The 22,322-nt window shown below is 71.4% G+C and carries 23 protein-coding genes; 19 read left to right on the top strand and 4 right to left on the bottom strand.

Annotated elements, in window-relative coordinates:
• Positions 1-148 precede the first annotated feature (148 nt).
• Positions 149-1,333, top strand: a complete 1,185-nt coding sequence (locus tag AOQ53_RS00175) for a MarP family serine protease (protein WP_059413716.1) — start codon at positions 149-151, stop codon at positions 1,331-1,333.
• 10 nt (positions 1,334-1,343) lie between these two features.
• On the opposite strand, the gene AOQ53_RS00170 is transcribed toward AOQ53_RS00175, so the two are convergent.
• The gene (locus AOQ53_RS00170) at positions 1,344-1,841 is read right to left on the bottom strand and encodes a GNAT family N-acetyltransferase (protein WP_059413714.1); all 498 of its coding nucleotides are present in this window, start codon (positions 1,839-1,841) and stop codon (positions 1,344-1,346) included.
• A 69-nt stretch (positions 1,842-1,910) separates the two neighbouring features.
• On the opposite strand from AOQ53_RS00170, the gene AOQ53_RS00165 reads away from it, so the two are divergent.
• Entirely contained in the window at positions 1,911-2,813 is a 903-nt protein-coding gene (locus tag AOQ53_RS00165; protein WP_059413712.1) for a TIGR01777 family oxidoreductase, read from the top strand.
• A 238-nt stretch (positions 2,814-3,051) separates the two neighbouring features.
• Positions 3,052-4,458 (top strand): NAD(P)/FAD-dependent oxidoreductase, encoded by a 1,407-nt coding sequence (locus tag AOQ53_RS00160; RefSeq protein WP_059413710.1) that lies wholly within the window; start codon positions 3,052-3,054, stop codon positions 4,456-4,458.
• 94 nt (positions 4,459-4,552) lie between these two features.
• Here the strand turns inward: AOQ53_RS00160 and AOQ53_RS00155 are convergent, their stop codons facing one another.
• Entirely contained in the window at positions 4,553-6,025 is a 1,473-nt protein-coding gene (locus AOQ53_RS00155; RefSeq protein ID WP_059413708.1) for a hypothetical protein, read from the bottom strand.
• A 238-nt stretch (positions 6,026-6,263) separates the two neighbouring features.
• On the opposite strand from AOQ53_RS00155, the gene lipB reads away from it, so the two are divergent.
• The 4 genes from lipB (at position 6,264) to AOQ53_RS00135 (ending at position 9,381) form a co-directional block, all read left to right on the top strand.
• Positions 6,264-7,064 (top strand): lipoyl(octanoyl) transferase LipB, encoded by an 801-nt coding sequence (gene lipB / locus AOQ53_RS00150; protein ID WP_059413706.1) that lies wholly within the window; start codon positions 6,264-6,266, stop codon positions 7,062-7,064.
• A 94-nt stretch (positions 7,065-7,158) separates the two neighbouring features.
• Positions 7,159-8,124, top strand: coding sequence for a lipoyl synthase (lipA, locus tag AOQ53_RS00145; protein WP_059413704.1), 966 nt, complete (start codon positions 7,159-7,161; stop codon positions 8,122-8,124).
• A gap of 261 nt (positions 8,125-8,385) precedes the next feature.
• Entirely contained in the window at positions 8,386-8,598 is a 213-nt protein-coding gene (locus tag AOQ53_RS00140; RefSeq protein WP_059413702.1) for an SCO2195 family GlnR-regulated protein, read from the top strand.
• A gap of 78 nt (positions 8,599-8,676) precedes the next feature.
• Positions 8,677-9,381 (top strand): DUF4191 domain-containing protein, encoded by a 705-nt coding sequence (locus AOQ53_RS00135; protein ID WP_059413700.1) that lies wholly within the window; start codon positions 8,677-8,679, stop codon positions 9,379-9,381.
• A gap of 76 nt (positions 9,382-9,457) precedes the next feature.
• Here AOQ53_RS00135 and AOQ53_RS00130 read toward each other — a convergent pair whose 3' ends face one another.
• Positions 9,458-9,925, bottom strand: a complete 468-nt coding sequence (locus tag AOQ53_RS00130) for an RDD family protein (protein WP_059413698.1) — start codon at positions 9,923-9,925, stop codon at positions 9,458-9,460.
• A gap of 210 nt (positions 9,926-10,135) precedes the next feature.
• On the opposite strand from AOQ53_RS00130, the gene glnA reads away from it, so the two are divergent.
• The 7 genes from glnA to AOQ53_RS00095 all read left to right on the top strand — a co-directional run bounded on the left by glnA (position 10,136) and on the right by AOQ53_RS00095 (position 17,148).
• Entirely contained in the window at positions 10,136-11,545 is a 1,410-nt protein-coding gene (glnA, locus tag AOQ53_RS00125; protein ID WP_059413695.1) for a type I glutamate--ammonia ligase, read from the top strand.
• Between the two features lie 111 nt (positions 11,546-11,656).
• A complete protein-coding gene (locus tag AOQ53_RS00120; RefSeq protein ID WP_059413694.1) occupies positions 11,657-11,929 on the top strand; it encodes an SCO2583/SCO2584 N-terminal domain-containing protein in 273 nt (90 codons plus the stop codon).
• 240 nt (positions 11,930-12,169) lie between these two features.
• The gene (locus tag AOQ53_RS00115; RefSeq protein WP_059413692.1) at positions 12,170-12,541 is read left to right on the top strand and encodes a cupin domain-containing protein; all 372 of its coding nucleotides are present in this window, start codon (positions 12,170-12,172) and stop codon (positions 12,539-12,541) included.
• A gap of 97 nt (positions 12,542-12,638) precedes the next feature.
• A complete protein-coding gene (gene htpX, locus AOQ53_RS00110) occupies positions 12,639-13,556 on the top strand; it encodes a zinc metalloprotease HtpX (protein WP_059413752.1) in 918 nt (305 codons plus the stop codon).
• A 7-nt stretch (positions 13,557-13,563) separates the two neighbouring features.
• Positions 13,564-14,148: a PspA-associated protein PspAB gene (pspAB, locus tag AOQ53_RS00105; RefSeq protein WP_059413690.1), complete on the top strand. Its 585-nt coding sequence runs from the start codon at positions 13,564-13,566 to the stop codon at positions 14,146-14,148.
• 55 nt (positions 14,149-14,203) lie between these two features.
• Positions 14,204-15,859 carry an alpha/beta fold hydrolase gene (locus AOQ53_RS00100; RefSeq protein WP_236711510.1) on the top strand — a complete coding sequence of 552 codons (1,656 nt, stop codon included), beginning with the start codon at positions 14,204-14,206 and terminating at the stop codon, positions 15,857-15,859.
• Positions 15,860-15,948: 89 nt separating this feature from the next.
• A complete protein-coding gene (locus AOQ53_RS00095; RefSeq protein WP_059413686.1) occupies positions 15,949-17,148 on the top strand; it encodes a winged helix DNA-binding domain-containing protein in 1,200 nt (399 codons plus the stop codon).
• Positions 17,149-17,201: 53 nt separating this feature from the next.
• Here AOQ53_RS00095 and AOQ53_RS00090 read toward each other — a convergent pair whose 3' ends face one another.
• Positions 17,202-17,516: a hypothetical protein gene (locus AOQ53_RS00090; RefSeq protein WP_059413684.1), complete on the bottom strand. Its 315-nt coding sequence runs from the start codon at positions 17,514-17,516 to the stop codon at positions 17,202-17,204.
• A gap of 199 nt (positions 17,517-17,715) precedes the next feature.
• Here AOQ53_RS00090 and AOQ53_RS00085 point away from each other — a divergent pair, with 199 nt between their 5' ends.
• The 5 genes from AOQ53_RS00085 (at position 17,716) to AOQ53_RS00065 (ending at position 22,308) form a co-directional block, all read left to right on the top strand.
• Entirely contained in the window at positions 17,716-18,075 is a 360-nt protein-coding gene (locus AOQ53_RS00085) for an arsenate reductase family protein (protein ID WP_059413682.1), read from the top strand.
• 116 nt (positions 18,076-18,191) lie between these two features.
• The gene (locus tag AOQ53_RS00080; RefSeq protein WP_059413680.1) at positions 18,192-18,875 is read left to right on the top strand and encodes an RlpA-like double-psi beta-barrel domain-containing protein; all 684 of its coding nucleotides are present in this window, start codon (positions 18,192-18,194) and stop codon (positions 18,873-18,875) included.
• A 363-nt stretch (positions 18,876-19,238) separates the two neighbouring features.
• Positions 19,239-20,270 carry a glutamine synthetase gene (glnII, locus tag AOQ53_RS00075; protein ID WP_059413678.1) on the top strand — a complete coding sequence of 344 codons (1,032 nt, stop codon included), beginning with the start codon at positions 19,239-19,241 and terminating at the stop codon, positions 20,268-20,270.
• A gap of 115 nt (positions 20,271-20,385) precedes the next feature.
• The gene (locus AOQ53_RS00070; RefSeq protein ID WP_059413676.1) at positions 20,386-21,321 is read left to right on the top strand and encodes a DUF6891 domain-containing protein; all 936 of its coding nucleotides are present in this window, start codon (positions 20,386-20,388) and stop codon (positions 21,319-21,321) included.
• Positions 21,322-21,654: 333 nt separating this feature from the next.
• Entirely contained in the window at positions 21,655-22,308 is a 654-nt protein-coding gene (locus AOQ53_RS00065; RefSeq protein ID WP_059413674.1) for a winged helix-turn-helix domain-containing protein, read from the top strand.
• The last annotated feature ends 14 nt before the right edge of the window (positions 22,309-22,322 follow it).

The raw sequence follows: 22,322 nt of genomic DNA, 5'->3' as shown, positions 1-22,322 counted from the left end.
CACGGTCCGCGACGTTTTCCCGAGTGCACGCGTGCGTGGCCGGTTCTGATCATCCACGCGCGTGTGACTGATCACCGGGCCCTTCCCCCACGTACTTAGGGGCACTTTCCACACCCTCTGAGGGGGTTCCGAGAGAAAGAAGGCGTGCGTGGACCTGCTCGACATCCTGCTGTTGCTGGTCGTCATGGCCTACGCGGCATCCGGCTACCGGCGCGGGCTGGTGGCCGGCTGTGTGTCGCTGGCGGGCTTCGTGGGCGGTGCGGTCGTCGGCGTGTGGATCCTGCCGTGGGTGATGGACCTGGTGCCGCCGGGTACGACGCGCGCGACGGTGACGGCGGTGCTCACGGTGCTGCTCCCGGCGGTGGTGGGGCACGAACTGGCGGGGCGCCTCGCGCTCCGGCTGCGGCGGGAGCTGGACCGCGGGCCGCTTCGAGTGGCGGACGGGATCGGCGGGGCGGTGGCCAACGCGGTCGCGGTCCTGATCGTCGCGTGGGTGGCCGCGAGCGTCCTGGGCGCTTCCTCCTCGCCGCTGGTCACCTCGGCGATCCGGGACTCGCGGCTGCTGGGCGCCGTGCAGCGGACGATGCCGGACACCACGCCGGCCTGGTTCTCGGGGGCCACGTCCGCGCTGACCGAGGCGGGCTTCCCGCAGGTCTTCAACCCGTTCGAGAACGAGTCGACCGCCGAGGTCGCCGAGCCCTCCGGCGACAGTGTCACGGCGGCCGCCACCAATGCCGCCAAGCTGAGCACGGTCAAGGTCGAGGGCGTCGCGGGCACCCAGGGCCGCGAGGGCAGCGGGTTCGTGTACGCGCGGGAGCACGTGATGACCAACGCCCACGTCGTGGCCGGCATCGACGAGCCGACCGTGCAGATCGGCGGGGTCGGGCGGACGTACGAGGCGCGGGTGGTGCTCTTCGACCCGCAGAAGGACGTGGCCGTGCTGTACGTGCCGGGTCTCAAGGCGCCCGTGCTCCGCTTCGACGACGAGGCCCGGCGCGGCGACTCGGCGGTCGTCGCGGGCTATCCGCAGGACGGCGACCTGAACCTCCAGGCGGCGACGGTCGCGAACCGGGTCCGGGCGACGGGCCAGAACATCTACAACGACGACACCGTCACCCGCGAGATCTACTCGATCCGCTCCACCGTCCGCCCCGGCAACTCCGGCGGCCCCCTCCTCACCACGGACGGCCGGGTCTTCGGCGTGGTCTTCGCACGTTCCACCTCGGACGCCGAGACGGGCTACGTGCTGACGGCGGCCGAGGTCTCCTCCGACGCCGAGCGCGCGGCGAACGCGACGGCGCCGGTGGACACGGGCGAGCTGGCCGAGTCGTAGGGGCCCCGGCTCAGAGGGAGCGCCCCATCAGCACGTCGTCGACGTACGTCCCGTCGAGCAGGAACTCCTCGGGCAGGGTCCCCTCCACCACGAATCCCTCGCCCTCGCAGAGTCCCCGGGCCGGGGTGTTGTGGGCGAGGACGCGCAGGGTGAGGCGGCGGGCACCGCGCCGGCGGGCCTCGTCCACGGCGGCCCGGACCAGCGCCCGCCCGACACCCCGGCCGCGCGCCTCCTGCGAGACGGCGAGGCCCTGGATCTGGCGGACGTGCCGGTTGGAGTCGACCGGCGTCGGGAAGCCGAGATGCACGTAGCCCGCCAAGCGGTCACCGAGTTCGGCGACCAGGCAGTCCTCGGGTGTGTGCCGCTCGCTGAAGAACGGCGGGTACGGCGGCTGCGGCCGGGGCATCACCGCGTGCAGGTGCGACCACGCCAGACGGTCCAGGAGGGCCAGCCCTTCGTCGTCACCGGGCACGGCGGTGCGGATGCGGAGTTCGAGGGGCTCGGACATGGCGTCACCCTACGGTGAGGGCCTGTGGCCGTACGCCGGATCTGCGGCGTCGGCAGGCAGGATGGGCCCATGGAACGCTCACGTATCGCAGTGGCCGGTGCGACCGGTCTCATCGGCGGCGCCCTGGCGCGGTCCCTGACCGCGGACGGGCACGAGGTGGTGCGCCTCGTGCGCCGTACGCCCCGGGCGGCGGACGAGGTCCGGTGGGATCCCGAGGGCGGGCGCGTGGACGCGGCCGGGCTCGCCGGGTGCGACGCGGTGGTGAACCTGGCCGGTGCGGGGGTCGGCAACCGCCGCTGGACGGACGCCTACAAACAACGGATCCGCGACAGCAGGGTGAACGGCACGGCGGCGCTCGCCCGGGCCGTCGCCTCGCTGGACGAGAAGGACCGGCCACGGGTCTTCGTGAACGGCAGCGCCATCGGCTACTACGGCGAGACCGGGGACCGGACCGTCGACGAGAGCGCGCCGGCGGGCGCGGGCTTCCTGCCCGAACTGTGCGTGGAGTGGGAGGCCGCCACCGCACCGGCCCAGGAGGCCGGCGTACGCACGGTGTTCACCAGGACCGGGCTGGTCGTATCCCGCGAGGGCGGTGCCTGGGGGCGGCTGGTCCCGCTGTTCCAGGCCGGTCTCGGCGGGCGGATGGGCGACGGGCGGCAGTACTGGTCGTTCGTCGCGCTGCATGACGAGGTCGCCGCGATCCGGCATCTCATCGACACCGACGGCCTGTCCGGGCCGTTCAACCTCACCGCCCCGAACCCCCTGACGAACCGTGAGATCACGGCGGCGATGGGCCGCGTGCTGCACCGCCCGACGCTGTTCGCCGTGCCCGCGCCCGTACTGCGGACCGTGCTCGGCGAGATGGCCGGGGATGTGCTCGGCAGCGCCCGGGTGCTGCCGACGCGCCTGCTGGAGTCGGGGTTCCGGTTCGCCTTCCCGGAGATCGAGGGGGCGATCCGGGCGGCGTTGTGACGGGCGCCCGAGACCGCGACCGGCGGTTCCGAGACAGCCCTCCGCGCCGCACCCCAGCCCCCTGTGACCACTTCACGCCCACAAGGCCTCCTTATGCGACCGCTGTGCGACCGTGCCCTGTCGATGCGCGACTTCCGCTGACCGATCACAGCCCTACCCTCGACCAGAACTCGCGTATCCCTGGAGCCCGTTGAGGGCATGACGTCTCCAGCGCCCGCGCAACCTCGAGGAGGGGCACGTGCTTGAGCCCGCTTACCAGGCGGACGTGGTCGTCGTGGGGGCCGGGGTCGCCGGACTCTCGGCCGCGCACCGGCTGACCAGCGCAGGAGTGACGACCATGGTCCTGGAGGCCGCCCACGGTGTCGGCGGCCGAATGGCGACGGAGAAGGTCGACGGCTTCCGGCTCGACAGAATCGGCCAGTTGCTGTCCACGGCGTACCCGGAACTACGGCTGACACCCGGCCTCGGCGGGCTCGTGCTGCGCCCCTTCGCGCCCGGTGTCCTGCTGCACGGCGACGGACGCCACCATCGCGCGGGCGTCCAGGCGGGCGCAGGGGGCGCACGGGGCGCACTGCACGCGGTGCGCGCCCTGGCGGGCGCCCCCCGGTCGCCGTCCGCGCCCAGGCCGCCCAGGAGGCCGGTGGCGGTGCCCGGACGGCAGGTCTCCGTGCCCCGGAGCCGGTCCTGTACCCCGCTGGGCACGGCGGTCGACCAGGCCCGCCTGGGAGCCGCCCTGACCCGGCTGGCGGGCACACCGGCCGAACGGCTGCTGGCTCGCCCGGAGCTGCCCGCCGGTGAGGCCCTGGCGGCCCGTGGGCTGCCCGCCCGTACGATCGACGGCTTCCTGCGTCCGCTGCTCGCCGCCCTGCTGTGCGACCCGGACCTGACGACGTCCAGCCGGTGCGCGGACCTCGCGCTGCGCGCCTTCGCGAGCGGCCGGCTGTGCCTGCCGGAGGGCGGTGCCGAGGCCCTGCCGGAGCTGCTGGCGGGCACGTTGCCGGCGGGCACCGTGCACACCGGCGTGCGCGTCACCTCCGTCTCCACGACCTCGGTGACCACCGCCGAGCACGGCGAGATCCGCTGCCGGGCGGTACTGGTGGCCACCGGTGCCAGGGCCGCCGCGGAACTGCTGCCCGGACTGCGGGTGCCGGACTTCCACCCCGTGACGGTGGTGCACCACACGACGGACGAGCCGCCGGGGACGGGGGCGTCGCTGCTGCTCGACGCGGACCTGGGTGGGCCGGTCGCGCACACGGCTGTGGTCAGCCGGGTCGATCCGTCCCGTGCTCCGGCGGGGCGGGCGCTGGTGTCCTCGACGGTGCTGGGGCGGCCGCCGGGGGATGTCGACACGGCTGTGCGGATGCATCTGGCGCGGCTGTACGGGGTGTCGACGGCTCGGTGGGAGACGTTGGCCGTGCGTCACACGGCGGAGGCTGTGCCGGCGATGCGGCCGCCGCATGATCTGCGGCGGCCGGTGCGGTTGCTCGCGGGACTGTATGTGTGTGGTGACCACCGGGACACCAGTACTGTCCAGGGCGCTCTGCACTCTGGCCATCGGGCGTCGGCGGCGATTCTGACGGACTTGGGGGCCGGGCGGTCTCTGCATGTCGCCGACCCTGAGCCGACTGTGCCACGGGCTGCGTAGGCAGCTCGTCGGGTGCGGGTGCGTGGGGGCTGTTCGCGCCCACGCGGCGGAGCCGCAGAGCGACACAGCCCCGCGCCCCTAAGAGAAGGCCGACTCAGCCAAGGGCCGCCACTTTGTCACGGTAACTTCGCACCGGCGCCGCGTCCTTGTACGGCTCCAGCCTTCGCTCGAAGTCCCTCACGTACTCCACCGCCCGCACCGAGCGCATCTCCGCCGCCTGGCCCGCCGCCTCCGCGGCCAGTTGACAGGCCTGGTCGAGTTCGCCGAGGCCCAGGCGGGCGGTGGCCAGGACCACACGGCAGAAGAGGCGGCTGCGGGCGTAGGACGGGGCGCGGAGCTGGAGTGAGCGTTCCGCGTGCTGGGCGGCGGCGCGGAACTGCTGAAGGTCCCGGTGGCAGTGCCCGAACTCGTCGGCGAGCTGCGCCTCGTCGAAGAACTTCGCCCAGTGCGGGACGTCGTCCCCGGGCCGGGCCGTCTCCAGGGCGCGCTCGGCACGGACCAGTGCGGCCGTGCAGGCCCGCACTTCGCCGAGCACGCCGTGTCCGCGTGCCTCGGAGGCGTGCAGCAGCGCCTGCACGACGGGCGGCGCGGAGGTGCCGACGCCCTGCTGCGCCACGCGCGCGAGCTGCACGGCCTCCCGCCCGTGCCCGAGGTAGACGGCCTGCCGGCTCATGGTGACCAGCACGTACGCCCCGTACGTCCGGTCCCCGGCCGCCTGGGCGAGCCGGAGCGCCTGCACGAAGTAGCGCTGGGCGAGGCCGTGCGCGGCGATGTCGTACGACGTCCAGCCCGCGAGCCGGGTCAGGTCGGCGGCGGCCGCGAACAGCCGGCGGCCGGTCTGCTCGCCGTACGTGCCGCGCAACATGGGCTCGCACTCGTGCTCCAGATAGCGCACGAGGGCCTGGCGGGCGTGGCCGCCGCCGTAGGCGTCGTCGAGGGTGCGGAACAGCTCCCCGACCGAGCGCAGGGCGGCGATGTCGCCGGCGGTCACCTTCTGGCCGGGTCCGCGTTCGGCCTGCCCCCGCTGGCGGGGCAGGGGCGGCACCCCCGGCTCGGCCGGGGGCCGGAGGGCGGCCCGGCCCTGGGCCGGGATACGGGCGGAGGGCGGCTCGCCGCGGGCCACCTTCTCGTCGGCCCGGCCGATCAGCCAGTCCCGGCTCGGCACGACGAGCCCGGCCGGCGTGAAGGCGATCTTGCGCAGCTCGGCGTGGCTGCCGGAGTCCTTGCGCCACAGCCCGCTGACGATGTCGACGGCCTCCTCGGGGGTGGACGCGAACTCCAGCCCCGCGTAGACGGGCGCGCAGGCGTCCAGGCCGAGGTCCTGGGCGGTGAGGCGGCGGCCCAGGCGCCGGGTGAAGACCTCGGCGATCAGCGCCGGCGTGGTACCCCTGGGCTGCTGGCCGCGCAGCCACCGGGTGACGGATGTCTTGTCGTATCTCAGATCAAGCCCGTGTTCGAGACCGAGCTGATCCACGCGACGGGCGAGACCCGCGTTGGAGAACCCCGCTTCTGCGATGAGCGCGGCGAGCTGTCGGTTGGGGGTGCGCTGCGCGGGTCGTTCCGTCATGGTGCGGTGCGGTCTCCTGCCTTCCGGTGTGGGTGATCTGCCGGATTACCTGTGAGCAGGCCTTATGGCTTGCTGGACGGCGCGAATGTAGCGGAGAGTAAGCACCCCATCACACATTTTCCCGGACATTCATCCGATCGTGTGAGGATTGGCCCCAGGACTGACGCGTCCGGGCCGGACGTACAGTGGCTTGGGCGCGATACGTGCCTGACACACCCGTCCGAGGGAGGCGCTTGCCGTGAGTGGGTTGCGGTTCGTCCGCATGGGGTTCGGTGACGAGGCCGTCGAGTACCAGGAGGCGTGGGACGAGCAGCGCCGTGTGCACGCGGCGCGCTTCGCGGACGAGGTCCCCGACACCGTGCTGCTTCTGGAGCATCCCCCTGTCTACACGGCGGGACGGCGCACGGCGGACAACGAGCGCCCCCTCGACGGCACGCCGGTCATCGACGTGGACCGCGGCGGCAAGATCACCTGGCACGGCCCCGGCCAGTTGGTGGGCTACCCGATCCAGAAGCTCCCCCGCCCGGTGGACGTCGTGGCCCATGTACGCCGCCTCGAAGAGGCCCTGATCCTCACCTGCGCGGAGTTCGGCCTGGAGACCACCCGGGTCGAGGGCCGCAGCGGCGTATGGGTCCTGGGCGACCCTGTCGAGCAGCGGCCCGTGCTCGGCGGCCTGGCCCTGGACTTCGACCCGCGTCTGCACGACGAGGAGTTCGACCCGCGCATGAACGGCCCGGAGTACGCGCCCTCCAACGCGGGCCAGCGCCGGGAGGACCGCAAGATCGCCGCGATCGGCATCCGCGTGGCCAAGGGCGTCACCATGCACGGCTTCGCGCTCAACGTGAACCCCGACAACAAGTGGTTCGACCGGATCATCCCCTGCGGCATCCGCGACGCGGGCGTCGCCTCCCTGGCGAACGAACTGGGCCGCGACGTGACGATCGAGGAGGTCCTGCCGGTCGTCGAGCGCCACCTGAGGGACGTACTGGAGAACGCGGAGCCGAAGCCGCGGGAGATCGAGAAGACGCCGGCGGCATAAAGCCGCTCCTGGACGGGCTAGCACCCACACAGGCATTCAAATCAACGGGCGTACCCTTGAGGGCGCCGAAGAATCAATCGCTAGGGAGCCGGTCGTGTCCGCAGTCGCACCCGACGGACGCAAGATGCTGCGCCTGGAGGTCCGCAACAGCCAGACCCCCATCGAGCGCAAGCCCGAGTGGATCAAGACCCGGGCGAAAATGGGCCCCGAGTACACCAAGATGCAGAACCTCGTGAAGAGCGAGGGCCTGCACACGGTCTGCCAGGAAGCCGGCTGCCCCAACATCTACGAGTGCTGGGAGGACCGCGAGGCCACCTTCCTCATCGGCGGCGACCAGTGCACCCGGCGCTGTGACTTCTGCCAGATCGACACCGGCAAGCCCGAGGCGCTCGACCGCGACGAGCCCCGCCGCGTGGGTGAGTCCGTGGTCACCATGGACCTGAACTACGCCACGATCACCGGCGTCGCCCGCGACGACCTGGAGGACGGCGGCGCCTGGCTGTACGCGGAGACGGTCCGCCAGATCCACCAGCAGACGGCGAGCCGCGAGGCCGGCCGGACGAAGGTCGAGCTGCTCGCGCCCGACTTCAACGCCGTCCCGGAACAGCTGGAGGAGGTCTTCTCCTCCCGTCCCGAGGTCTTCGCGCACAACGTCGAGACGGTCCCGCGGATCTTCAAGCGGATCCGCCCCGGCTTCCGCTACGAGCGCTCCCTGAAGGTGATCACCGAGGCCCGCGACTACGGCCTCGTCACCAAGTCGAACCTCATCCTCGGCATGGGCGAGACCCGCGAGGAGGTCAGCGACGCGCTGAAGCAGCTGCACGACGCGGGCTGCGAGCTGGTCACCATCACGCAGTACCTGCGACCCTCCGTGCGCCACCACCCGGTGGAGCGCTGGGTCAAGCCCCACGAGTTCGTGGAGCTGAAGGAGGAGGCCGAGCAGATCGGCTTCTCCGGCGTGATGTCGGGCCCGCTGGTGCGGTCCTCGTACCGTGCCGGGCGGCTCTACCAGATGGCCATGGAGCAGCGGGACGCGCGCATCGCGGCCCAGGCGGTCTGACGGGCTGCCATCGCCCTTCCCGCCGAAGGGCGGGACAAGCGTGTGAATTCGCGCACAAGAAACTACCCGCCGGTAGCGACCGATATGACGCGGTCCTGACCGTCCTCGCAGATGAGGGCACATGTCAGGACCGCGTCGTCGTTCGACGGTTCCCAACCAGGGCTTCATGGGTGTTTGACCGGTCGGTCATGCCCTGGTAACACCAATCAGTGACGCTGGACTCACAGCACGTACACCCGCTCCCGAGGGGGGACCTCACCCATGCAGGCCGCGCCCGTTCGCGCCACCGCGATTCCGTCCTTCACCACCGCCCTGCGTGCCGTCGAGTCGCTGCTGCTGAGCAGCGGTCAGCGCACCGCCCGCCGCAACGCCTGGACCTCCGTGCTGGAGGACCGCCGTCGCGCCAAGGACCGGGTCGAGGCGCAGCGCGTCCTCGATCAGTCCGTCTCCCGGTCCCTCTCCGTCCACCCCTGAGACCCGCCCCCTCCCCCTCGAGCGCTCCCGCGGACACTGCCGTCGTAGGCGCTTGTGGGGCCACGTAGACTTCGGGGCATGGCGAGGAAGGAAACCGCAGCGGACGCTGCGAACCCCGGGCGACTGAAGCAGATCGCCCTGACCTACAAGATGACCCGCAGGGCCGACAAGAAGATCGGTCTTGTACTCGCGGCAGTCGGAATCGTCACCTTCGGTGTCTTCCTCGCGATCGGTTTCTTGATCGGTCACCCCATCTATGCCGGCATCCTGGGCCTCCTGCTCGCCTTCCTCGCGACGGCGATCGTGTTCGGGCGCCGGGCCGAGCGGGCCGCCTTCGGGCAGATGGAGGGCCAGCCCGGTGCCGCGGCGGCGGTGCTCGACAACATCGGCCGGGGGTGGACGACGACCCCCGCGGTGGCGATGAACCGCAACCAGGACGTGGTGCACCGCGCGGTCGGCAAGGCCGGCATCGTGCTGGTCGCCGAGGGCAACCCGAGCCGGGTGAAGTCCCTGCTCGCCGCCGAGAAGAAGAAGATGAACCGCATCGTCGCGGACGTCCCGGTGCACGACCTGGTCGTGGGCACGGGCGAGGGCCAGGTCGAGCTGAAGAAGCTGCGCACGACCATGCTGAAGCTGCCGCGCGTGCTGACCGGCCCGCAGGTCACCGCCACCAACGACCGGCTGCGTGCCCTGGGCGACCTGATGAGCAACATGCCGCTGCCCAAGGGGCCGATGCCGAAGGGCATGCGGATGCCGAAGGGCGGCGGGCCGAAGGCTCGCTGACAACCCGCACACCACATGAGTGAAGGGGCGGCCGGAGTGATCCGGCCGCCCCTTCACTCATGTCCGTTCGTTCGTGTCAGATGCGGACCTCGACCGTGCCCGCCAGCCGGTCGTGCAGGCCCCGGCCGTCGCGGTCCCAGATCAGGGCGGGGATCGCGAGGAAGAGAAGGACGGTGCGCAGCACCGCGCGCCACGGGCTGACCCGGCCGGTGTCCAGGGCGAGCACCCGCAGGCCGAGGAGCCGCTTGCCCGGCGTGAAGCCCACCGTACCGATCGTGAGCACCATCAGGGTGAACATGATGAGCGGCGCCCAGATCTGGGCCGCTTCGTGGTAGCTCTGGGTGATGAGACCGTATGCGATCAGGAGGCTCAGACCCCAGTCCACGGCGAGGGCGCCGAGCCGTCGCCCCGGGCGGGCGATCGAGCCGGGTCCCTCCTCGGGCAGACCGAGCTGCTCGCCCCGGTATCCGAAGTCGGCACCGGCCTCTTCCGCGGCCGCGCGGGGCCCGGAAAGCCACGATCCGAGTGCTTGTCTGTTGTCCACCCGTCCACGGTACTGCGCCCGTAAATGACCAGGGCACGGCGGGGTGCGTCGGGGCTACGGTGGAAGGTGAGCCGGTTAACTTGTGCGAAACAAATGAGTCACGCCCGAGAAACCACCCGTCCCTAGGGTCGAGGTCAGCGTGTGCCACCCGCACTGGCCGCACGAACGAACTACCACCCCGGCGGGACGGTCGGGAGTAGGAGGAGCTGGATGTTCCAGAACGCCGACGAGGCCAAGAAGTTCATCGCGGACGAGGACGTCAAGTTCATCGACGTCCGCTTCTGCGACCTCCCGGGCGTGATGCAGCACTTCACGGTGCCTGCTGAGGCGTTCGACGCGGACGAGGAGCTGGCCTTCGACGGCTCGTCCATCCGCGGCTTCCAGGCCATTCACGAGTCCGACATGGCGCTGCGCGCGGACCTGTCGACCGCCCGTGTCGACCCGTTCCGCCGTGACAAGACGCTGAACATCAACTTCTTCATCCACGACCCGATCACGGGCGAGCAGTACTCCCGTGACCCGCGCAACGTGGCGAAGAAGGCCGAGGCCTACCTCGCCTCCACCGGTATCGCCGACACGGCGTACTTCGGTCCCGAGGCCGAGTTCTACGTCTTCGACTCCGTCCGCTTCGCGACCACCGCGAACGAGTCCTTCTACCACATCGACTCCGAGGCCGGCGCCTGGAACACCGGCGCCCTCGAGGACAACCGTGGTTACAAGGTCCGCTACAAGGGCGGCTACTTCCCGGTCCCGCCGGTCGACCACTTCGCCGACCTGCGCGCCGAGATCTCCCTGGAGCTGAACCGGGCCGGCCTGCAGGTCGAGCGCCAGCACCACGAGGTGGGCACCGCCGGCCAGGCCGAGATCAACTACAAGTTCAACACGCTGCTCGCCGCCGCCGACGACCTCCAGCTCTTCAAGTACATCGTGAAGAACGTCGCGTGGAAGAACGGCAAGACGGCGACCTTCATGCCGAAGCCGATCTTCGGTGACAACGGCTCGGGCATGCACGTCCACCAGTCCCTGTGGTCGGGCGGCTCCCCGCTCTTCTACGACGAGGCCGGCTACGCGGGCCTGTCGGACACCGCCCGCTACTACATCGGCGGCATCCTCAAGCACGCCCCGTCGCTGCTGGCCTTCACCAACCCGACGGTGAACTCGTACCACCGCCTGGTCCCCGGCTTCGAGGCCCCGGTGAACCTGGTCTACTCGCAGCGCAACCGCTCCGCGGCCATGCGTATCCCGATCACGGGCTCGAACCCGAAGGCCAAGCGCGTCGAGTTCCGCGCGCCCGACTCCTCCGGCAACCCGTACCTGGCGTTCTCGGCGCTACTGCTCGCGGGCCTGGACGGCATCAAGAACAAGATCGAGCCGGCCGAGCCGATCGACAAGGACCTGTACGAGCTGGCTCCCGAGGAGCACGCGGGCGTCCCGCAGGTCCCGACCTCGCTCCCGGCCGTCCTCGACTCCCTCGAGGCCGACCACGAGTTCCTCCTCCAGGGCGACGTGTTCACGCCGGACCTGATCGAGACGTGGATCGACTACAAGCGCACGAACGAGATCGCGCCGCTTCAGCTGCGTCCGCACCCGCACGAGTTCGAGCTGTACTTCGACGTGTGATCGACGCCTGATCGAGGCACTACGACCGCGCCCCCGCTGTCCGTACGGACAGCGGGGGCGCGGTCGTATGTTCTATTCTGCTGGGAGGACCCACACGGGGGTGGAGAGGGAATGCCCGAGCACGAACAGGACGGCCAGGAGCGCGAGTTCGACCTCAGATGGGCGGACAGCGCCGAGCACAAGGAGCCCTCGGCGCGGGCCCGTATGCTCGCCGCGCGCTGGAAGCACAACCCGCCCGGGCCCGTGCCCTTCCGGCCCGAGCCCGACCACAGGGGGGCCGGTCGTCGCTCCCGCTCGCCGTGGGTGTCGACGGTCGTGGTGCTCGGCTGTGTGGCCGCGGTGATCGTGCTGCTCGGGTACATCAACTTCCGGGCGCCGTACTAGTGCCCCGGCGGGCAACGTTTGCCCGTCAAGGAGCGGCGTCCGGTGCGTGCTCTGGGGGTACCCCCTGCTCGAAGAGCTTGGGGGAGTGCCGGCCGGAAGCCCTCGTACTGGATGCACTCGGGCTTTCGGCCGGTGCGGCGAGAGGGCGTACCGGGCGTCGCGACGGAGCGAACGTTGCCTGCCGGAGCACTAGAGCGTGCGCGGCACCGGTCAAGGCGGCGGCTGCTAACGTCCGGCCACGTGGATGACGGTGTGTACGTGGGCAACGCGGGCAAGGACGCGGCGCTGGACCGGGGGTGGCTTCTCGGGCACTTCAAGGACGTCGGCGATCCGCGCCACAGCGAGGCCGTCGAGGTCAAGTGGGGTGTCCACCCGGCCGGTGACGAACGGTCGCAGTGGGTGCGGGGTGAGGAACGGACCGCGCTGCTGGTTCTCGTCAGCGGGCGCTTCCGGGTGGAACTCCCCGGCCGCAGTGTCCTGCTGGAGCGACAGGGGGACTACGTCGTGTGGGGGCGCGGCGTCGATCACTCCTGGTTCGCCGAGGAGGAGTCGGTCGTGCTGACCGTCCGGTGGCCGTCCGTGCCCGGGTACGCGGTGGTCAGGGGCGGCTGACGCCTTTGCCCGGTCTGGGGATGATCGCGACCCGTTCATGGGCGGGGGCGGGTGCACACTGGCAGTGGGACGAGTGCCTGACTGCGGGGTGATGCAGATGCACAGCCGTTTCCGGAGCGACCGGCGGTTGACCACCCGTATGGGGATCACGCTGTTCCTGCTCGGGCTGGTGTACGTGGGGTTCGTCGCGGCGCTGATCGTGCTGCTGAAGTCGTGGGTGCTGGTCGTGGTCGTCGCGGCGGCGGTGCTCGGCGCCCAGTACTGGTTCTCGGACCGGGTCGCGCTGTTCGCGATGCGCGGGCGGGTCGTGGAGCGCGAGGAGTATCCCGAGCTGCACGGGGTCGTGGACCGGCTCTGTGCCATCGCGGACATGCCCAAGCCGGTGGTGGCCGTGTCCGATATGGACATGCCGAACGCGTTCGCGACGGGGCGGAACCCCGACCATGCCGTGGTCTGTGTGACGACCGGGCTGCTCAGGCGCCTGGAGCCGGCCGAACTGGAGGGCGTGCTCGCGCACGAGCTGTCGCATGTGGCGCACAAGGACGTCGCAGTGATCACGGTCGCCTCGTTCCTCGGCGTGCTCGCGGGGCTGATCGTGCGGTTCGCCTTCTACTCGCAGCTGTTCGGCGGGGGCCGCAGGGACCAGAACACGGCGGTGGTCTTCGCCGCGGTGATGGGCGTGTCGGCGGCCGTGTACGCGGTGAGCTTCCTGCTCATCCGGTCCCTGTCCCGGTACCGGGAGCTGGCCGCGGACCGCGCGGCGGCGCTGCTCACCGGCCGGCCCTCGGCGCTGGCCTCCGCCCTCACCAAGGTGTCGGGGGACATCGCCCGCATCCCGACGAAGGACCTGCGCACGGCCCAGGCCTTCAACGCCTTCTACTTCACCCCGGCGCTGGGCCGCGAGCCCGGTGTCGCGCGGCTCTTCTCGACGCACCCGAGCCTGGAGCAGCGGCTCGACCAGCTGGGCCGGATCTCCGCCGAGCTGGGCGAGGCGGCGGCGCCCGGAGGGGTGTGAGCGGGGCATGGGACTGCTGGACATCCTGCTCGGCCGGACCAAGCCGGTCGCGCCGGATCTCGACCGGCTCTTCGCGCTGCCGTCGGCAGCCGTGACGCTGGAGGCCGCGGCGGGCTTCACCCCGACCGGTCAGGGCGCGGTGTGTTTCGCCACGGTCGAGGGTGCGGCCTTCGAGCAGACCCACCGCGAGGTGCGGGCGCTGCTGGACGCGGACAGCGACCGCGACGGCCCGCCGGTGGAACTGCGGCAGGACGACTACGGCTACTCCTGGCTGGTCTCGCACCGCGCCCCCGACCAGCTGGCACCGCTCGTGACGGACCTGCACGCCGTGAACAGCCAGATGGAGGTCAACGGGTTCGGCCCTCAACTGCTCTGCTCCTTGGCGGGGTTCCGGGACCGGTCGGGCCGACGGATCGCGCTGGTCTACCTCTACAAGCGCGGCACCTTCTACCCGTTCGCACCCCTGCCGGGAGAATCCCAGCGGCGTGACAACGCGCTGGAACTCCAGGTGCGGGCGGCGCTCGCGGACGACCTGCCGATCGAACAGGACCTGGGCCGCTGGTTCCCCGTGTGGGGCGCACCGGGCCTGTGACCGCCCTCTGTGTGATCGCCCCTCACAAGGCCCGGCCGCGTGAATGAATGGCCGTATGAGTGAGCTGATCCCCTTCGCGCATAGCGTCGACGGTGAACGACTCAGCGGGCTGTCCGGCGGCACCGGTCCGGGTGAGCCGGCCAGGGCGACCGCCGTACTTCTGCACGGCGCGGGCAACGGCAGCAAGGAGCGGCTGGTGCCGTTGCTGGCGGAGTTCGCCGCGCGCGGCTGCCACGCCCTCGCCTTCGACTTCTCCGGGCACGGGGAGAGCACCGGCCTGCTGTCCGAGCTGAGCCTGCGCCGCCGATTCGAGCAGGCCGTGTCCGTCATCGACGCGCACGCGCGCGTGGACGGGCCGCTGGTCCTCGTCGGCTTCAGCATGAGCGGCCAGACGGTGGCCGATCTCGTCCGGCACTACGGGGGCCGGGTGGCGGCGCTGGGGCTGTGCGCGCCGGCGGTGTACGCGGCGGAGGCGTGGGAAGTGCCGTTCGGAGCGGGTGACGGGCGGTTCAGCGAGATCATCCGGCGGCCCGGAAGCTGGCGGGAGTCGCCCGCGCTCGACGTCCTGCGGGGGTACGAGGGGCGGGCGGTGCTCGCGGTGCCGGGCACGGACGAGGTCATCCCGCCCGCCGTGACGGACGTCGTCTCGGAGGCGCTGGCCCGGCGCGCCCAGTTCGCCCACTGGGAACTCCCCGGGGCGCGGCACCGGTTGGGTCTGTGGTTCCGTGAGAACCCGGGCGACCGGCGGGAGTTCGTCACGGCTGTACTGACCGGGCTGGGCGAGCAGGGCTGGACGGCCACGCGCGCGTGGGTGGCCAAGCAGCTGCCGGAAGGCCGTACAGTCGACAAGTCGGCCTTCATGAGCGGTGGTTGGAGCGCCCAGATGCGGCGGCTCACCCTCGACGACGGCACCGAGCTGGCGCTGCGGACCTTCGTGAAGCCCTTCTTCCGGCGGCACGCGCCCGGGCTGCTGGCCCGCGAGGCGGACGTGCTCACGCTGCTGGCCGGGCAGGAGGGCGTTCCGGCGCCGGAGCTGACCGGCGTGGACGCCACCGCCGAGCACTGCGACCACCCGTCCCTGCTGATGTCCGTGCTGCCGGGCCGGGTCCGGGTGGACGAGGAGGACGAGGAGGACGAGCTGGACCTGCGGGTGGACCTGCTGGCTGCCCAACTGGCCCGGATCCACCGGGTCGTTCCCGAGGAGCGCCCGCGGCTGTACCAAGCCTGGACGTCCCCAGAGCGGGTGCTCGCGCCCGAGGGTGATGAGATGTGGGAGCGAGCAGTGAACGTGATCCGCCGCGACCCGCCGCCGTACGAGGGCTGCTTCCTGCACCGCGACTTCCACCCGGGGAACGTGCTGTTCACCGGCTCGGGGACCGGCCTGCGGATCAGCGGCGTCGTCGACTGGGTGGAGACCTCGTGGGGCCCCGCCGATCTGGACGTCGCCCACTGCTCGACGGCCCTCGCGCTGCTGCACGGCCCGGAGTACGGCCTCGGTTTCCGGGAGCGCTACGAGGCACACGGTGGCCGGCGCCTGGCCGACGGCCCGGACCACCTGTACTGGCGGTTGCTCGACGCCCTGGCCTACGCCCCCGACGCGGTGAAGCTCGCGGGCCCCTGGCGGGAACTGGGCCGGACCGATCTGACGCCCCAGGTGCTGGGCGGGCGGCTGGAGGCGTATGTGGCGGGCCTGCTGGAGCGGTACGCCTGAGAGGCGGTGGCCGGTGCGTGCCGGCCGATTGTCAGTGGTGTTCGCGATGATGCGGTCGGATCGGAGCGATGTGACGATGGGAGGCCGGTGTGGACGGTAGGGCTCAGCGGTACATCGGGGTGGCGGAGCGGCGGGCCCGGCTCGCGTTGCGGCAGCGGCTGGCCGGGCAGGGGCGGGCGGGAACCCCCGAGGATGTCGCCGGTTCGCTCGTCGCCCTGCACGGCACGGACCCGGCGGCGGTGTACCTGGCCGTGGGCGCGCGGCTCGCGGACCCCGCGAAGACGGCGGCGGAGACCGGGCGCGCCCTGTACGACGACCGTTCCCTGGTGCGGATGCACGGCATGCGGCACACGGTGTTCGTGTTCCCCACGGCCCTGACCGCCGTCGTGCACGCCTCGACCGGCCTGGCGGTCGCCGCCCGGGAGCGGGCCGCACTGCTCAAGGACATGGCGGCGGCCGGGGCGCCGGACGCGGCCTGGCTGAAGGAGGTCGAGGAGTCGGCGCTGGCGGCACTCGCCCGGCGTGGGCAGGCCACGGCCGCCGAACTCGCCCAGGACGAGCCGCGGCTGCGGGAGCAGTTCGTGTACGCGGCCGGCAAGAGCTACGAGGGCGTGCACACGGTCTCGACCCGGCTGCTGAAGGTACTGGGCGTCGAGGGGAAGGTCGTACGCGGCCGGCCGCTCGGCTCCTGGACGTCCAGCCAGTTCCGCTGGGCCGTGGCGCCCGAGCACCCCGGACTGGACCCGGCGCAGGCGCAGGCGGAGCTGCTGGGGCTGTGGCTCGCCGCGTGCGGTCCGGCGACCGAGGCCGATCTGAAGTGGTGGACGGGATGGCGGGTGACGGAGGTCCGCAGGGCGCTGTCCGCGATCGGGGCACAGCCGGTGTCGCTGGACGAGGGCACGGGATACGTGACCGACGGCGACGTCGACGAGGTGGCCGCGCCCGGCGAGCCCTGGGCCGCACTGCTGCCCGCCCTCGACTCGACGGCGATGGGGTGGCAGCAGCGCGACTGGTATCTCGCGCCGGAGCTGCGGCCCCGGCTGTTCGACCGCAGCGGGAACGTCGGGCCGACGGTGTGGTGGAACGGACGCGTGGTCGGTGGGTGGGCCCAGCGGCCCGACGGGGAGATCGTCTGGCGGATCCTCGACGAGGAGGGGGTGGGCCGGGAGGCGCTCACGGCGATCGAGAAGGAAGCGGAGCGGCTGAGCGGGTGGGTGGGGACGACCAGGATCACGCCACGCTTCCGGACGCCGCTGGAGAAGGAGCTGGCGGCGGGCCAGGACGCTTGAGAACACCGACGCCGGGTGCCCTGAAGAACGGGCACCCGGCGCTCCGGGTCAGCTCATCGCGAGTAGCGCATGAGCGCCCTCACCATGTGGCACGTCGTGTCCGACGGCGGGTGGACACCGATCAGTTCCGCCGTGTCGCGGATCGTCTCGTTGCGGGCCTGGTTCGGCATGTAGACGCCGGAGTCGAGCAGGGCGATGGCGAGGCGCATCGCCTTGAGGCGACGGTTGTGCGAGACGTACCACTCGCGCGGCCGGCCCGGGGGCAGCGGCCGCTTCTCCACGGGCACGTACGGCAGGTCGAGCAGGACGGGGCGCTTCGCGGTGGACTGGGTGGGCAGCGGCTTCGGCTTGAGTGCGGCAGCGGGCACAGGCATCCTCCTGTCGCGGTGAGGGCGGCTCACCGGGGTCCTCGGCGATCCCGGCGCCACCCTCGAACACTGCTTCTATTCTACTGCCCACCACTGACAAAAGGCCCTGGCCACAAGGGCTTTCGGGGGTGCGGTGACACAAGTGGAGAACGGGTTTCGAGCCACGCTCCCCGGCGTCACGGGGGCGTACCGTGGGGCCATGGAGATCTGGATCAACCCGGCCTGTTCGAAGTGCCGCAGTGCCGTGCAGCTGCTCGACGCCGAGGGCGCCGACTACACCGTCCGCCGCTACCTGGAGGACGTGCCGAGCGAGGACGAGATCCGGGGCGTGCTGGACCGGCTCGGGCTGGAGCCCTGGGACATCACCCGCACCCAGGAGGCCGCCGCCAAGGAACTCGGCGTCAAGGAGTGGCCCCGCGACGCGAGTTCGCGGGAGCGGTGGATCAAGGCCCTCGCCGAGCATCCCAAGCTGATCCAGCGGCCGATCATCACCGCGGACGACGGCACGGCGGTGGTCGCGCGCACCGACGAGGCCGTACGGGACGCCCTCTCCCGTTAGACGTCTCCTTCTTGTGTGACGGACGTTACTTCCGTGACTCCTGTAACCGCTGAGTAACCTCGTTCGGTATCTCGTACATAGCGGCGTACGCTCCCCTACCTCTTCAGGAGGCGCGCATGTCGCGCAGGAGAACTCTCGGCACGAAGAAGAAGATCGCGCTGCTGGTGAGCGCGGCGACCGTGGCGGGAGGCGGGGCCTTCGTCATGGCGAGTACGTCGAACGCCGCGCAGACGCCCAAGTCGGCGGCGGAGTCGACGGTCTGCCAGGGCCTCGCCACCGCCCTCGGCAACAACCAGAAGTTCATCGCGGACCAGCGGGCCAACCCCGACGCGCAGTCCGAGGCGCGGATCGCCAACCGCGAGGCGGTCGTCGCGGAGATCCAGCGGAAGCAGGAAGCGTCGGGGTGCGTGGTGGGGGAGTCGGCTCAGGACTCCCGGGCCGCGCAGCCGTCGCAGCCCGCGCAGGGCGGTCAGCAGGCCGGTGGCGCCCAGCCCTCGCAGCCCGCGCAGTCCGCCCCCGCGGAGAACCCCGGCGGTGGCGCTGCGGCCTCCGGGCAGCAGGTGTGCAACGGCTCCACCGTCACCCTCTCCGGCGAGGACGGTGCGCCTGCCGCGTCCAGCAACCAGTTCCCGGCCGGCACGAAGCTGAAGGTCACCAACCTGGACAACAACAAGTCCACGACGGTGGAGGTCACTTCGGTCTCCGGCAGCTGTGTGCTGCTCAACAACGCGGCGTTCGAACAGGTCCGTGAGCCCGGCAAGTTCCTGATCCGCCGGGCCGTGATCGAGAAGGTGGGGTGACGCCGGACGGGCGAGGAAGAGTGAGTCACTGAGGCGGCGGCCACCCCTCGGCCACCTCCTCGTACGTGTCAACGGTCCTGCCGCTCCCGGCCAGGAGCGGCAGGACCGGCGCGCTGTGCGACACGCGGCGCCGGTCACCGGCTTGACGGAGGGAAGCCGGTGACCAGCTCCTGTCTCGGGACCAAACACCCTCACAGCGTGAGGCAGGACACGGCGACACCAGGTAACACGGGGTTCACATTCGAGCAATGGCCGGGAAATCGCCTGTTGACAGGCTGCCGGGCATTGACGCGGCGCCCCAGTGCCGCAGCGCCGCAAGCACCCGCGATACGCGCCCAGACACACCCCCGAAGGATGTGGCCCGTGACCTTCAAGGCTGAGTACATCTGGATCGACGGCACCGAGCCGACGGCCAAGCTGCGTTCCAAGACCAAGATCATCGCGGGCTCCCCCGCCGGTCTCGACGCGCTGCCGATCTGGGGCTTCGACGGGTCCTCCACCAACCAGGCCGAGGGCCACGCCTCGGACTGCGTCCTCAAGCCGGTCTTCACCTGCCCGGACCCCATCCGCGGCGGCGACGACGTACTGGTCCTGTGCGAGGTCCTGAACATCGACCTCACCCCGCACGCCACCAACACCCGCGCCGCGCTGGCCGAGGTCGAGGAGAAGTTCGCGGCGCAGGAGCCGATCTTCGGCATCGAGCAGGAGTACACCTTCTTCAAGGACGGCTACCCGCTCGGCTTCCCCAAGGGCGGCTTCCCGGCCCCGCAGGGCGGCTACTACTGCGGTGTCGGCGCCGACGAGATCTTCGGCCGTGACGTCGTCGAGGCGCACCTGGACAACTGCCTGAAGGCGGGCCTGGGCATCTCCGGCATCAACGCCGAGGTCATGCCCGGCCAGTGGGAGTTCCAGGTCGGCCCGCTCGCCCCGCTGGAGGTCTCCGACCAGCTGTGGGTGGCCCGCTGGCTGCTCTACCGCACCGCCGAGGACTTCGACATCGCCGCCACGCTCGACCCGAAGCCGGTCAAGGGCGACTGGAACGGCGCCGGCGCGCACACCAACTTCTCCACCAAGGCGATGCGTGAGGGCTACGACGCGATCATCACCGCCTGCGAGTCGCTCGGTGAGGGCTCCAAGCCGCTGGACCACGTCAAGAACTACGGCGCCGGCATCGACGACCGCCTGACCGGTCTGCACGAGACCGCCCCGTGGAACGAGTACTCCTACGGCGTCTCCAACCGCGGTGCCTCGGTCCGTATCCCGTGGCAGGTCGAGAAGGACGGCAAGGGCTACATCGAGGACCGCCGTCCGAACGCCAACGTCGACCCGTACGTCGTGACCCGCCTGCTCGTCGACACCTGCTGCTCGGCGCTGGAGAAGGCCGGCCAGGTCTGACCGACGCCGCACGGCTCGACGCCACGCGGCTCGACGCTCAACGGCTCCCGAGGGGCGCCCACCGTTCGCGGTGGGCGCCCCTCGCGTTGTCAGTGGGGCATGCCATCGTGGGCGCATGAAGATCGACGGGGGCCTTCCGGTCAAGGTCATGACGGAGAGCGGGCAGACGTACGCGCGGGTCTCGGCGCGGCAGTTGCGGGAGCTGGTGGAGCGGATCGGCGGGGACGACGACCACTTCCTCGTGGTGCAGCGGATACCTGACCGGCCGCTGGTCTTCATCCAGACGGCCCGCGATGCGGACGGGGCATACGACCTCCAGCACCGCACGGGCCGCGTCCCCCACATGTGGGTGACCCGGGCGACCGACCCGGGCCTCGTCGCCGAGGTGATGGCGCGCTGGGCGCGGCAGGAGGACGACTGGGACGCCGGAGTCGCCTGGGAGCGCGAGGAGTTCGGGCTGCCCGAGGAGGCCCCCGCCCTCGCCCCCGAGGCCGCCGCCCGGGCGGAGGGGCACGTCCGCGACATGCTCCAGGACGGCTATCTGGGCATCGACGCGATGATCCGCGAGACGGTGTACCTGATGGGGGGCCGCGAGGGCGCCTCCCCTGTTTCCCAGGCGCAGGCCCGCGAGATCGTCGAGCGGCTGTGGCTGGACCGGCTCGGCGAGCAGCAGACGTGGGCGGAGCCGACCGATCCGGACCGGCTGGAGCAGGCCTTCGCGACCCTGGAGGACGACGGCATCGTCGCCCGGGAGGACTTCACCTGCTGCCGCGGCTGCGGTATGTCGGAGATCGGCGCGGAGGCGGACGGCAAGCCGGGGGTGCGCGGGTTCGTCTTCTTCCACCACCAGTGCACGCGCGGCGCGGCGCAGGGGCACGGCCTGTCGCTCTACTACGGCGGGTTCGACGGCTCCGAGGAGACCACGAAGGCCGTCGGACACGAGGTCGTGGCGGCACTGGCCGCGGCCGGGCTCTCCGCGCGGTGGGACGGTGACCCGGGCAAGGCGATCGACGTCGCGCCCCTGGAGTGGCGCAAGCGCCTGGTGGGATGAGGTGCGAGTTGGGCCGTCCGCCCGCTCGGCGGATGTCCAAGCTGTGAGAGGAGGGTCCCGTCGCCTGGCCCCCGTCTGCTTCAATGGCCTCATGGCCGCCTACCAGAAGCACACCGCGACGGGTCGCCATGACCTCGAGCCCTTCTGGCCGTCCCGTCAGGACCACGACTTCGACCGGGTGTGTTGCCGCGCGACGAACGCGCCGGCCATCTAAAGCCGTACACCCCCGGCCTTCGGCCAGCGCGAACCGCGTACGTCCCTCGGCGAGCCCGACCACGAATCGCGGCCGTCGACCTCTCCGACGAACTCCTCGCGCGAAAGAGCTGACCTCTCATGGCGACCACTCGTTCCCTGTCTCCCGCCGCCCCCTACAACGCCCCGTCGGCCACCGGGCCCCGGCACCGGCTGCGTGCCGTCGACCGGGATGAGGATCGGGGTCTCCCCTGCTCGAACGGAGTTGAGAGCTTGGGGAAGACCGTCGCGGACCTGCTGCCGCCCGGTGCCACCTGGCTCCCGGCGCCCCAGCACACCCTGCCCACGCTGCCGGGGCAGCCGCCGATGATCGGCTATCTGGTGCTCGTACCGGCCGACCAGCAGCCGCCGTTCCCGGCGGCGGTGCCCGACCGGTCGGAGGCCACCCGCCCCGAAAGCCCCGCAGGCCCCGAGCCGGGCGGCGAGCCGCTGATCCGGGTCGACACCGTGCAGCGCACGGCCGAGGTGGCCGGGCGTCAGCTCGACCTCACCTACCTGGAGTTCGAGCTGCTGGCCCACCTGGTGGCACATCCGGGCCGGGTCCACACCCGTGACCAGCTGGTCAGCACGGTGTGGGGCTACGGGCACGTGGGCGACGGCCGTACGGTCGACGTCCACATCGCCCGCCTGCGCCGCAAGCTGGGTGCCGAGCACCGCGAGACGATCCGCACGGTGCGCCGGGTCGGCTACAAGTACGTGCCCCCGGTGTCCCCAGTACCCCCCGCGGGCCACTGAGCCGCCGGCGCCCG

Source organism: Streptomyces azureus (assembly GCF_001270025.1).
Taxonomy (GTDB): domain Bacteria; phylum Actinomycetota; class Actinomycetes; order Streptomycetales; family Streptomycetaceae; genus Streptomyces; species Streptomyces azureus.
Note: the sequence above shows the minus strand (reverse complement) of the source record. Positions and strands in the feature narration are given on the sequence as shown.

What these genes read in the sequence shown, in the direction of transcription:
- AOQ53_RS00085 (WP_059413682.1), top strand. Translation starts at nt 17,716, where the DNA reads ATGGAGATCTGGATCAACCCGGCCTGTTCGAAGTGCCGCAGTGCCGTG.
- AOQ53_RS00100 (WP_236711510.1), top strand. Translation starts at nt 14,204, where the DNA reads ATGAGTGAGCTGATCCCCTTCGCGCATAGCGTCGACGGTGAACGACTC.
- pspAB (WP_059413690.1), top strand. Translation starts at nt 13,564, where the DNA reads ATGGGACTGCTGGACATCCTGCTCGGCCGGACCAAGCCGGTCGCGCCG.
- AOQ53_RS00070 (WP_059413676.1), top strand. Translation starts at nt 20,386, where the DNA reads ATGAAGATCGACGGGGGCCTTCCGGTCAAGGTCATGACGGAGAGCGGG.
- htpX (WP_059413752.1), top strand. Translation starts at nt 12,639, where the DNA reads ATGCACAGCCGTTTCCGGAGCGACCGGCGGTTGACCACCCGTATGGGG.
- AOQ53_RS00165 (WP_059413712.1), top strand. Translation starts at nt 1,911, where the DNA reads ATGGAACGCTCACGTATCGCAGTGGCCGGTGCGACCGGTCTCATCGGC.
- AOQ53_RS00155 (WP_059413708.1), bottom strand. Translation starts at nt 6,025, where the DNA reads ATGACGGAACGACCCGCGCAGCGCACCCCCAACCGACAGCTCGCCGCG.
- AOQ53_RS00135 (WP_059413700.1), top strand. Translation starts at nt 8,677, where the DNA reads ATGGCGAGGAAGGAAACCGCAGCGGACGCTGCGAACCCCGGGCGACTG.
- AOQ53_RS00120 (WP_059413694.1), top strand. Translation starts at nt 11,657, where the DNA reads ATGCCCGAGCACGAACAGGACGGCCAGGAGCGCGAGTTCGACCTCAGA.
- AOQ53_RS00140 (WP_059413702.1), top strand. Translation starts at nt 8,386, where the DNA reads ATGCAGGCCGCGCCCGTTCGCGCCACCGCGATTCCGTCCTTCACCACC.
- AOQ53_RS00170 (WP_059413714.1), bottom strand. Translation starts at nt 1,841, where the DNA reads ATGTCCGAGCCCCTCGAACTCCGCATCCGCACCGCCGTGCCCGGTGAC.
- AOQ53_RS00080 (WP_059413680.1), top strand. Translation starts at nt 18,192, where the DNA reads ATGTCGCGCAGGAGAACTCTCGGCACGAAGAAGAAGATCGCGCTGCTG.
- glnA (WP_059413695.1), top strand. Translation starts at nt 10,136, where the DNA reads ATGTTCCAGAACGCCGACGAGGCCAAGAAGTTCATCGCGGACGAGGAC.
- AOQ53_RS00065 (WP_059413674.1), top strand. Translation starts at nt 21,655, where the DNA reads ATGGCGACCACTCGTTCCCTGTCTCCCGCCGCCCCCTACAACGCCCCG.